The 11,558-nt window shown below is 66.5% G+C and carries 10 protein-coding genes; 8 read left to right on the top strand and 2 right to left on the bottom strand.

What is annotated here, in order from left to right:
* Window positions 1-159: 159 nt before the first annotated feature.
* Window positions 160-858, bottom strand: coding sequence for a 2'-5' RNA ligase family protein (locus tag KBI5_RS17280; RefSeq protein WP_011437610.1), 699 nt, complete (start codon window positions 856-858; stop codon window positions 160-162).
* Entirely contained in the window at window positions 855-2,186 is a 1,332-nt protein-coding gene (locus KBI5_RS17285; protein ID WP_011437611.1) for a hypothetical protein, read from the bottom strand. Before KBI5_RS17285 ends, KBI5_RS17280 begins: the two co-directional genes overlap by 4 nt.
* Window positions 2,187-2,461: 275 nt before the next feature.
* Here KBI5_RS17285 and KBI5_RS17290 point away from each other — a divergent pair, with 275 nt between their 5' ends.
* The 8 genes from KBI5_RS17290 to KBI5_RS17330 form a co-directional block, all read left to right on the top strand.
* Complete coding sequence (locus KBI5_RS17290) at window positions 2,462-3,157, top strand: hypothetical protein (protein ID WP_011437612.1); 696 nt, start codon at window positions 2,462-2,464, stop codon at window positions 3,155-3,157.
* 89 nt (window positions 3,158-3,246) lie between these two features.
* The gene (locus KBI5_RS17295) at window positions 3,247-4,404 is read left to right on the top strand and encodes an endonuclease/exonuclease/phosphatase family protein (RefSeq protein ID WP_011437613.1); all 1,158 of its coding nucleotides are present in this window, start codon (window positions 3,247-3,249) and stop codon (window positions 4,402-4,404) included.
* Between the two features lie 1,037 nt (window positions 4,405-5,441).
* Window positions 5,442-6,497 (top strand): SDR family oxidoreductase, encoded by a 1,056-nt coding sequence (locus KBI5_RS17305; protein ID WP_085015838.1) that lies wholly within the window; start codon window positions 5,442-5,444, stop codon window positions 6,495-6,497.
* Entirely contained in the window at window positions 6,494-7,579 is a 1,086-nt protein-coding gene (locus tag KBI5_RS17310) for a DUF2156 domain-containing protein (RefSeq protein ID WP_198537773.1), read from the top strand. The genes KBI5_RS17305 and KBI5_RS17310 overlap by 4 nt, the downstream gene beginning before the upstream one ends.
* Window positions 7,580-7,730: 151 nt before the next feature.
* Entirely contained in the window at window positions 7,731-8,375 is a 645-nt protein-coding gene (locus tag KBI5_RS17315; protein ID WP_157902538.1) for a CPBP family intramembrane glutamic endopeptidase, read from the top strand.
* A gap of 19 nt (window positions 8,376-8,394) precedes the next feature.
* Window positions 8,395-9,582 (top strand): MFS transporter, encoded by a 1,188-nt coding sequence (locus tag KBI5_RS17320; RefSeq protein ID WP_011437617.1) that lies wholly within the window; start codon window positions 8,395-8,397, stop codon window positions 9,580-9,582.
* A gap of 90 nt (window positions 9,583-9,672) precedes the next feature.
* Complete coding sequence (locus tag KBI5_RS17325) at window positions 9,673-10,599, top strand: class I SAM-dependent methyltransferase (protein WP_085015841.1); 927 nt, start codon at window positions 9,673-9,675, stop codon at window positions 10,597-10,599.
* An 80-nt stretch (window positions 10,600-10,679) separates the two neighbouring features.
* Window positions 10,680-11,558: MMPL family transporter (locus KBI5_RS17330; protein WP_241882991.1), on the top strand; the 879-nt coding region annotated here is incomplete at its 3' end.

Genomic DNA, 11,558 nt, shown 5'->3' on the forward strand with positions numbered 1-11,558 from the left:
CGAACCGACCAGCCCACCGACACCAAGGCCGCGTGACCCGAGGCAGCGGACCACCACACCACCCGACCCAGCCCCGCCACGGCGCTGAGGCGGCAYGCCCCATGTGGGTACGTCCCGATCAACGGTCACCCTGTTTTCCCTTTAGAGGCCCTGCTAGAACTAGCGGGCAGGGGTGCTAGACCCAGTAGCCGCTGGCAGGTGCACGCGGGCCACGGTGTCCCACCGGTAGGCGCGTTCCTCACGGCGCAGTTCGACCAGTGCCACGGTTCTGACCGCGACCCGGACGGATGGAAGCTCCCGGAGGTCTCTGACGGCCGCGATGATCGAATGGGCGTCGGTCGGGCTGTTGCAGTAGGCGATTCCGATGTGGGGTCGGAACCCGTGCGGCTTGGTCACGACCGCGGCGGGCCCGAGTACGGCCGTGGTCGCTTCGACGATCTTGCCCTGGATGGTGACCACCGGTGCCCAGGGCAGGACGCTGAAGCGGACGGCTCCGGAGGACCCAGCCAGCGGCCCCACAGCCAAGGAGAACGGCTCGACCTCGGTCAGCCGTACACACGTCTGCTCCACGGCTCTGTCGACGTCAGCCCGGCCGATCTGATCGGTGAACGCAAGACGTTGGAGCGTCAGATGCAGCCCGTCAGGCGGCACCGGGTCGAGGGCGGGCAGGCGTAGCCGCCGCTGGCACCGGTCGGCAAGGACGTGCAGCTCGGTTGCATCCTCGAAGGTCAGCATCCAGTGGTAGGAGCGGCGGCCGGGTGTCCAGCCCGGCCGGTCCCAGTGGTTTTCGAGCCGGTCGAGACCGGCGAAGCGGTGCCAGTCGTCCGCGACCGGGTCCGCGGTGCGTGCCGTGGTCACCGGTGTGCGCCGGTGGGGAGGGCGAGCGCGCGGGAAGCCTCCGCGAGTTCGGTGACCGGGCCGATCTGCTGCCACGGCTTGGCGCGGGTGACCAGCTCATGGCTACGACGTCGGACGGACTCGATCGGGTTGCCGGCCGTGGCGGTCAGAGCCTCGATGCCCAGGACGGCAGCCTGCTCCGGATCGGGGGAGTGGGACAGCAGCAGCGCGGTCGCGAGGTCGAGGCGGACGAGGCAACGGCTCCACATCGACGGGGATCGGTCTGCGACCTGAGCGGCCATGTCCGCATACTCCCGCGCCTGACCGGGCTCGCCCAGTGAGACATAGGCGGTCGCGGCGTTCGCGGCGATACGGGCGATGCTGTACGGCGCGAAGGAGATGCAGGGCGACATCCCGTCGGGCACCGGATGCTGTTCGGCGAGGTCGAACGCCTCGCCCACGGATCGGCCCACCCCGGCGCGGTCACCGAGCCGACCGAGGGCGCGTGCCTCCCCGTTCACAGCGAGGCGGATCACCTGGGCCGACCGGCCACCGACACGGCGACCCTCCCGGGCGAACTCCAGGGCAGCTCTGTAGTCCCCGGCGTAGTACTCACACAGGCTCTGCGTGCCGCCTATCCATGCCGTGAGGTCGTGGTGACCGACCAGCTCAGCGGTGTGGAGAGCCTCCAGACAGTAGGCGCGCGCGAGTCCGAACCGGCCGGTGTTCACCGCCATGTAGCCGAGTATTCCGGAGAGGCGACCGGCGATTTCGTAGAGCCGTTCACGCTGCCGGGGCGGCTGTCGTCCTTCCAGGAGGTTCTGAACCCGGCGGCGTTGCCTGAGTACCCGTGGTGCGAGTTTTTCCGGGCCGGCCCACTCGTACTCGTCCGCCATGGTCAGGAGCAGAACGTCGAAGTGGGCGAGAACGGCCGTGCTGACGTTGGATGCACCGAGCGTCTCGATCCGCTGCCCGATCTCCTCGACGGAATCCGATTCCTCGGGAAGGGCGGTCTGTTCCACGATGTTCGTCCGTGAGGCCTCCGGAGACTGGACGGCGCCGCGCGGTGCCAGCCCCATCAACATGCGGGCACGGTCGGGCAGGTCGAGCCCATCGGCGACGCGCTCGAACAACTCGAACTCGGCGGCGATTCGCTTGCCGTTGATGTACTTGCTGATATCTGACTGGGCCAGGCCGACGCGCATCCCGATCCCTGGCTGACTCGCCCCGGCGTACCGCTGTACCAGCCGGAAGAGGGAACCGATGTCCCTCATCTGCAGGCTCTCGGCGACCTGGGTCCGATCCCAGAATTCCGCCGGTATGACGAACGCGGACGGATCATGACGCACGTCGACTCACCCCGCCATCTGCCGCCATCTGTAGCTGATCGTAGTCGATGAGAGYCGGTCCAGGGCCGGAAAACGAGTGCTCGGCGCCATGCCTCGAAGCACTGCTCTTCGGGGACTGCGGCATGCCGCCGGGAACTGTCCTGCCGATCCCGTCCGGGTCATGATTACGGACATCGACACGACCTCCCCGATTTACCCACCGGACCATACGCCCGACCGGGGAGGCTCGCGAATCGATACCGGAATCAACGGAGAGCCCGAAAGGACAGTGAGCCATGCTCGCCACGAAACCCGAATACCCCGCAGCTTTCTCGGTGGAAATGAGCGAACCGTTCACGCCCACCTGGAACCGTCTCCCGGGCATCACGGTGAACGGGACCACGGTCACGGTCGAGCCGGACCGGTACTTCGTCCGTCGCAGTACCGCGCCGGTCTGGATGCTCGTCGACTGGGACCTGGTGACCGAGCGCCTGCTGTCGGAGGACGAGACCGAGGAGGCCGCTGTCGAACAGCAGACCTTGGAGTTCGTCCGTGCCTACGGTCAGCGGACGTCCGAGCCGGCGGACGTGCTGCGCACCGCCGACCGGGTCTACCACCACCTGTTCTCCGCCGAGCGGCTGGACGACCCCGACCTGTCCGACGTCACCGACGACGACCTGCGCATCCTGCGGGAGTCCGCGACGCTCGCGGCGCTGAACCGGGTCGAGCTGTCCGGGGAGATCGCCGACATCGGCCCGGCCTGGTTCTTCCCGGCCACCGCCCGCGTCGTCTACGACCTGGACGCGGACGGAGCCGAGCGGGTCGACGACCTGTACCACGGCGGCTTCTTCAACGAGTACCGCCGGGTGGAGGCGGTCAAGGCGCACGCTGCGCTCGGTTTCAGCCTCGCCCGTCCACATTACGATCTTGATCGATGCAGGATCAAGAGAGCCGTCACAGGCGCGGCCACAAGTGGACCACCGAGATCATAAAAGATTCACCTGCCGGTGGGTCGACAGCAACTCCTCGGGTTGCCACGCTGTGCAGCAGAGCCGACACGACGGTGCTGTGGGGGTGACCGGTGCGACTGGCGTCGTTCAACGTGGAAAACCTGTTCGAACGGATCCGGGCGATGGACCTGCCCACCTGGGACGAAGGCCAACCGGTCCTGGCCGCATTCGACCGATTCATCACCCTCGCCCAGCACGAGGTCTATACCGTTCAGAACAAGACCGACATGCTCGCCGACCTGGAAACGATGGAGATCCTGACCCGCACCAGCGAGGGTCGGCTGCAGCTCAACCGGGATCCACAGCCGCGGTGGGCCCGGCTTCGTGAGAACCGCGGGAACTTCCTCACCCAACCCCCCGGTAAGGACGCTGTGATCGACGCGACCGGGCGGCAGGATTGGATCGGCTGGGTCGAACTGGTCACCGGCCCCGTCGACGAGACCGCGATCCGCTCCACTGCCCAGGTCATCACGGACATCAACGCCGACGTTCTCGCCGTGATCGAAGCCGAAAACCGTCCGGCGCTGGTCCGGTTCAACACCAGTCTGCTCGCCGGCCTGTACGCCCACGTGATGCTCGTCGACGGCAACGACCCCCGCGGCATCGACGTCGGCCTGCTGGCCAAACCCGGCCACACGATCGGCTCGATCGTCAGCCACGTCGACGACCCCGACCCGGCCCGCCCCGACCGGCCGCTGTTCAGCCGCGACTGCCCCGCCTACGAACTGCACACCCCCGCCGGCAACACCATCTGGGTACTGCCGAACCATTTGAAAAGCCAGTCCTGGACCTCCGGAAACCCCGACCCGCTACGCCGCCGGCAGGCCCACCGGGTGGCGGAGATCTACACCGCGCTCCGCGACGCCGGCGCCCGGTACATCGCCGTCGTCGGTGACCTCAACAAGCCACCCCCGCCCGCGTTCCCCAGYCTCGAACCCCTCCTCGGCCCCGACAGTCCACTCGTCGACGCCGCCAGCCGGGCCGGATTCGACACCGGCCCCCGACCCGGTACCTTCCAGTCCTGCACCGCCCGTAACCGACTCGACTACATCCTGCTCTCCCCCGACCTCGCCGACCGGATGACCGGCGGGCAGATCGTCCGCACCGGCCTGTGGGGCGACCCCGACAACAAACACCCATCCGCCCAGTGGGTGATCCACCCCAAGATCACCCGAGCCGACCAGGCCGCCTCCGATCACGCCGCCCTTTACGTCGACCTCGATATCTAAAAACACCGCGGCATCTAGAACACCAGGCGACACTCTGTTGTGCCGCTGAGCGGACGCCTGCCCCGCCGCTCGATTTGACCCCGCCCCCGAACCATCCGAGGAATCGCCAGCAGAGGTGGGCGATGTCGTGGATGCGTTCGCCCGGTGCGGCGAGGTCCCAGTCGTCGCCGTGGTCGAACGGAACCACGAACCCGGCGCAGCCGTACTCTCGACCGATCCGGCGAGCGGCCCGGGTCGGCGACCGCGGCCGGGTCCGCTCCCACCCGCGGCCTCGACGACTGCCAGGTCCGCGACTACCGGGCCCGGTACGCGCACATCACCTTGTCCAGGCTCGCCTACCGATAGTCGCCCTACAGCACAGTTTATCACTCCAGCCAGCCGCTAGAGATCRCTGTCCGTACGACACGTCGGTGGATGCCACTCGTATCTTCCGAATACTAGACTTAAGTTATGAAAATAGCCCATAACGCCCCACTGTGAGATAGCCAACACCGTAGAGACTTCAACGGAGGTTGACGGTCACCGGAAGCGCTGGTCAGCCCGCTGCGGGCACAGATTACTTGYTATTAAGCAGCAGCATAATTTTTCTTCTCAACAACCAATGGCCCCTCCTTCCTCGTAGACCTCGCCAGTTGGTTGTGGTTAGACTGACGACCGAGCGATTCCAGGAGACGTTACAAGAACAGTAAGTCGCGGCTTCGCCTACTTGACGGCACGGATGCGACGCATGGCGACACGGGGGGTGCGACAAMGTAGCGCTGGAGTGCGCAACGGCCGCTACTGTAACTACAGTAAGCGCGCCCAGGCCGCGCGCATGCCTGGAGAATCACGGCCGGCCCGGCCCTGTCGAATTCATCCACAGCTGATGATGATGATGATAATCAGAAAAACGATCATTGACGCGGGCATGCACGCCGTTCCACGGAATATCGACGGGCATCGCTGGCATATTTCTAATACCAAAAGGTCGTTGACAGCTCCTACCAGTGATCCGGCCGCATCGCCATGYGGACATTCCCTGCTGGAAAAGGAAGTAGATGACTGYGCAAACCGCACGACGGGTGCTTTTGAYGGGGGCGTCGGGCGTGCTCGGTCAAGAGCTCCTGAGCCAGTTGAAAAGAGTTCCTGACATCGAGCCGGTGTGCCTGGTGCACCGCACCGTCCTGGCCGACCAGACGATTACCACCGTGCGCGGTGACATCGCTCGTCCACAACTCGGCCTGGATGGATCGGAGTACCGATCCCTGGTCGACAGCGTGGATGCGGTGGTGAATTCAGCCGCCGTGGTCGCATTCAACGGTACCGAGAGGACATTAAGGTCGATCAACGTCGAGGGAACTTCGCGGATAGCGCAGCTGGCCGCGGCGGCAGACGCACCCCTCTACCATGTGAGCACCGCCTACATTAGCGCCCGCAGCGACGGCGCCGGCGAGTCCGGTGCTCGCTACGCCAGCAGCAAGCGCGAGGCCGAGGACGTAGTGCGCGGCGCGGGGGTCCCCTATGCCATCCTCCGGCCCTCGATCATCGTCGGCCACTCCGATACCGGTGCCATAGCCAGCTTCCAAGGCTTCTACCAGATGGTGGCCAGATTCCTGCACGATAAACTACCGATAATACCCTTCTCCCCGGACTCTCGGATCGATCTGGTGCCCGTTGATTATGTAGCCGAGGCAGTTGTTGCCGCTGTACGTAAGGAGGCGCTGGGCAGCGAACTCTGGCTCGCTAATGGGCCGGCGGCACTGACCCTCACCGACGTCGTTGACATGGCGCTCGATATTGGCCGTGATTTTGGCTATCCGGCCAAGCCCCCGATGCTGATATCCGGTACTGTCCTGGATGAATCCGCCATCACGGATCCGGCACTATACGCGGGGATAATGAAGGCAGTAGCCTATTTCTCTGCATACGTCCGCTCAAGCCTGATACTGCCGACATCGGCTGATGAGCTCGCCGCCCTCGGCGTCYGGCCGCTCCCCGACGCCAGGACGGTCGCGGATCGGAGCATGCGCTACTGGGCGGCCCGCGACGCTCGGTCGAACCAGGGCACGACAAAGATCGACCGAGCGGCCGTTGCTGGGAGCAGCCGGCCGTGACCCGTAGCAGCAGCACAGGGGTCGCACAGACGCGATCCGTCGCGGAGCCCACTTTGGACGTGCTGACCCGGCACGCTCACAACCCATCTGCATACCTGGCGCTGAACGAAGGAAATCTGACGTTCGAGGTGGATGGAATCGACGGCGTCGTCATCTACCGGCCAAGCGGGAGGTTCCTGATCCAGTTCGGCGGAGTCTTCGCGCCGCCGGACCAGCAGGCTGAGCTRCTGACTGAGTTCGTCCGTTGGGCCAGGCAGAACCGCCGTCGGGTGATTAGCGTCCAGCTGATGCCCGAAGATACTGACATCTACCTGCGTGCCGGTTTTGGCGTGAACCAGCTCGGCGCCTCCTACGCCCGTTCACTGGACGGGTTCAGCATGTCGGGGAAACATTTCGTGAAGATCCGGAATAAGATCTCTCGAGCTAATCGGGACGGCGTCCGGGTACGCGAGGTGGCGGCGGTCCGTGAGCGGACGCCGCAGCTGATGGAGGCACTGAACGAGGTGGACTGGGTATGGTTGAAGGCAAAAGGTTTTGGCGTCGCCGAGATCGACTTTATGATCGGCCAACGGGGCGGTTGGGCCGAGCGCAGGCGCCGGTTGTTCGTTGCCGAGCACGCCGGCCGGCTGGTGGGCTACCAGGTATTCTCGCCGGTCTTCGGGCGGCACTCCGGTTGGCTGCATGACCTGAGCCGGCGGATACCGGACGCTCCCACCGGAGTCAGCGAGCTGATCCTGTCCACGGCCGTACGGCAGTTCGTCGGGGAGAAGACGCCGTACCTGCACTTTGGTCTCACTCCCTTCACTTCGCTCGATCCGAAACATCGACTTCCTGGACACAGCCCCTTCGTGGACCGTTTCGTGCGCTGGCTCGGCACTCGCGCCGAGTGGATCTACCCCGCCCAGTCCCAGGTGGCATACAAGCTGAAGTGGCAACCAGACCTGATCCAGCCGGAGTATGTCGCGTTCCAGGACGGCGTCTCGCTCTCCGCCGTCTGGCGGTTGATGYGGGTGACGAAGGCCGTCTCGCTGCGCCGGGGCAGGAAGAGCGTCACACGTCGCCCAGCGAGTCCCCATGAGTGATAAAATTCTTTCTCGCGATGCCGGAAATAAAGATCAAGTCCTTCGCTCCGCCCCGAACGCGGTCCCGAACGGGAGCGGGACGGCGAAGTCGGGGGTGACCGGGTCCGGTCGGGTCCCAGGYCGGCGGCTCCCGCGTTACGAAGCGCGGCCCGTGCTTGTCGCCTGCGTTGTGTTCGCCATCCTCGGAACGCTACGTATTGCCGGCGCGTTCGACGAGTGGCTCATGGTGTTCTCTATCGTGCTCACCCCGTTCGCGCTGTTCGTCGTGCCGCGGCGAATGTGGTCGGATGTCGGCGTGCAGGCCATATCCTCGCCACGGCAGTTGGCCCGCGGGATCGGGGTGGTGACCGCCGGCTACCTGCTGACCCTCGTCGCCTGCCTGACGCTGCTCGGGCGGGGTGAGGACAACTGGGCGGCCCTGCTGCCCGGCCTCTTCCGCGAGATGTTCCCGGGCTCTCCGGCGCTCGCCTATATCTCCTTGTTCCTCTGTATGGGTTTGCTCGTCCCGATCGCTGAGGAGGTCTTCTACCGAGGCGTGCTGCTGCACGCCGCCTCCCGGCGCATGGGGCTCTGGAGGTCCGTCGTCACGGTCAGTGCCGGCTGGGCACTCGTGCACCTCGGCGATTACGGACTCAATCCTTTCAACCCGCTGGTCCTGRCCGGGATGATCCCCTCGGTCTTCGTGATGGGCCTCGCCCTGGGTTATTGCCGGATGGTGACGGGATCGGTGGTCGGTACGACCATCGCGCAGGGTGTGGCCAACGTTCTGTTCACCATCTGGGCAATCTCGCTCTAACGTGATCGGAGAAGGCGAGATGGCTGCCAGCCAGGACGCGGTCGAGACGAACTCCACCGCGGTTCGCCACGACGTATTCAAGGTGACCGCCGCGACCTGTGGCGCGCTGTTCGTGGACAGCCTGCTCTACAGCATCGTGGTACCTGTCCTGCCGAACTACGCGGACCAGTTCGATGTGGGGTCGGCCGGGGTGAGCCTGCTGTACGCCGCGTACGCGGTCGCCCTGCTGGCGGGGACTCCCCTGATGGGCCGGGTCGGCGACCGGTTCGGGCATGAACGGCCATTCCAGGTCGGTGCCGCCGGTCTGCTGATCTCGACGGTCGGTTTCGCGCTGGCTCGTAGTTATCCCGAACTTCTGGCTGCCCGCACGCTCCAGGGAGTCGCCGCGGCGGCGCTGTGGACGAACGGAATCGCTCTGCTCGCCCAGCGGGTGCGGCCCCCCAGGGCCGGCGGCGCGATGGGAGCGGCGATGTCCAGTATGTCCGTCGGTATGGTCGCTGGCCCAGTGATCGGCGGGCTGCTGGCCGAACGCTTCGGCGACGCGGCGCCGTTCGTGGTGTGCACGGTGCTCACCGCGGTACTCGCCGCCGTCCTGCCGTGGCTGGTCCGCGGCGCCGCGCAGCCGGTACGTGAGCAGCAGCCATCCGGCTGGCGTTCGCTCCTGCCGACCCTGCTCGCTGTCGCCTTCGGAGCGGCGACGCTGAGCATGCTGGAACCGCTGCTCCCGCTGCACCTGGCCGACCGGTTCGGCAGCGGCCCGGCCACGCTGGGTCTGATCTTCGGGGCGGCGACGCTGGCGCACGGGCTCGCCGGGGTGCCGGTCGGCCTGCTTGGGGACCGGCGGCCGGATCTGCCGTTGATCCCGGGCGGGTTGCTGGGGATGAGCGCCGTCCTGCCGCTGCTCCCCAGGTTCGACGTTGGCTGGACGACGGTGCTGCTGGTGACGTTCGCCGTTTGCTTCTCCTTTGTCCTCATCCCTGCGCTGGGGATTCTCACCGCRGCGGCGGAACGGCGGGGGGTCGGGCATGGGGCCATCTTCGCGATGTTCAACATCGCCTATGCCGTGGGGATGATGAGCGGCCCTCTGCTCGGCGCGCTGGGTACCGGCTTCAGCAGCGTCACCACCGCGCTTACCGGCATGGCGGCGGTTCTCGTCCTGGGCGCCGTCCTGATCCTGACCGCGGCGCAGCGCCGCTCCGTCACCTGACGTCCGAGCCAGGATGCCCGGCTGCGGTCGGGCATCCACCTCACCGAAAAGACATCCCGTCCTTCTGCTCGCGATCCACTGGGAGTTGCTATGAGCCGAGCCGGTCTGGCGCTGCGCGCCGCCCGTCTCCTACTCACCCGCGCCRTTGCCGACACCACACCTGATTACGACATCGCCAGCAGCACCTATGACGAGGCGTTCACCGCCCTCATGGGCCCGAACTCGACGGCGATGCTGGACCTGGTGGGGATCGCCCCGGGGATGGACGTCATCGAGCTGGCATGCGGCACGGGTCACCTGTCCGAACAGATTCGGATCCGGCAGCAGGGCCTCGGTTCGCTGCGGGTGATCGAGAAGTCCCCGGGGATGCTGGCCGTCGCGAAGGCCAAGATGGAGACGCTCGGCCAAGCCTCCAAGGATGTCAGCTGGCAGCAGGGCGACATGCTGGAGTTCCTCAAGGCCCAGGCGACCAACAGCGCCGACGCGATCGTCTGCGGTTGGGCGATCTGCTATAGCAAGCCCTCCCAATTGTTCCGCGAGGCGCGGCGGGTGCTCCGCCCAGGAGGTCGGATCGGCATCATCGAGTCCCGCGCGGACGCATTGGCCTCGCTGCGCAAGGCTTTCGAAGACGTCGTCGCGGACGAGCCGACTCTGCTCACCGCGATGGTGCGGGTGGCCCTGCCGAAGGACGCCGAGACGGTGGCCAGGTGGATGCGCAAGGGCGAACTGCGGGTAATCAACCAGTATGAGGGTGAACAGCGCTGGCCGGTGGCCACCGCCGAGGAAGCCGTAGAGTGGGTGGAACGGTCCGGCGCCGGCGCCGGCTTCCGGGACTCGTTCGACATGTCCCGCGAAGACGACGTCAGAGGCAAACTGACAGAGGCGCTACGCAAGCAGGCCAGCCGGCCGGGGGGCCTCACACTCCTCCATCCGTTCGTCGTGGTCGTCGCCGAGACCACACCGGAGCCGGCAGCTCCCGTCCAGCCGGGCGTCACCAAGGCGAATGGGATCCAGTGAACTCTGGGACTGGCGGGATCGGATCGGAGTCGACGCCTTCCCCTTCCGCCCATCCGGTGCTGGGACGGATCGCCCGGGCCGTGGTCAGACACCCCGTGGTCGTCATCGTCCTCTGGCTCGTCGCTATCGGGGCCTGCGCGCCGTTCGCGCTCAAGCTCTCCGAGGTACAGTCCCGGCAGGGCAGCTCGAAGATCGTGCCCGGCTCGGTCGGCGACGCCGTAGCGCAACGGCTCGTACAGGCATTCCCGCATCACTCCGAGCGGGAAACCCTCATCGTGCTCAGTGCGCCCGATGTGACCGCCGCGAGTTCGCGGCGGCTGATGGGCATGCTGGACGCCTCGCTACAGCCACTCGTCCACGATGGCTCAGTCATGAGCACGACGTCGCCGTACACGCTGCACCGCGACGCTCTCCTGGCCGCGATGCGCCACGTGCTCGCGCCGGCGGGTACGCCGCCACCGAGCACCGAGGAGGCCATGGGCCGCCTGGCCCAGGCGCGGGCCACGGGTCAGGTGCCCGCGGCGCTGGTTCCACTCCTGCAACGGGCCGCACGTACCGACCAGGCGGAATGGCCGAAGCTGGCCGGCACGCTGGCCGAGGAGACGGACTGGGCGGACTTCCCCGTGCCGGTGGACGCCGCCAGCCTGATCTCCGATGACCACAGGGCGTCACTCGTTACCGTCGCCTACTCGAGGCATGGACCTGACCCGGACCTGACAGCGCTGCGCCGCACTGTGGCCGCGGACATAGCCCGGCTGGGCCCGGCCTCCCCGGTGCACGCCGCCGTCACCGGCGAACTGGCACTGATCAAGGACACGTACGACAAGGCCGAGGCCGACAACGCGAAGATGGAGTACGCGGCTTACATCCAGGGTGACCCGCAAAGTCTGTTTGTGCAGGTAGACGGTGTGAGACGGGGTGCGGGGGGCTGGGGCCGGTGGTGGTGTGAGGATCCGGGC

Source organism: Frankia sp. KB5 (assembly GCF_002099325.1).
GTDB lineage: Bacteria > Actinomycetota > Actinomycetes > Frankiales > Frankiaceae > Frankia > Frankia casuarinae.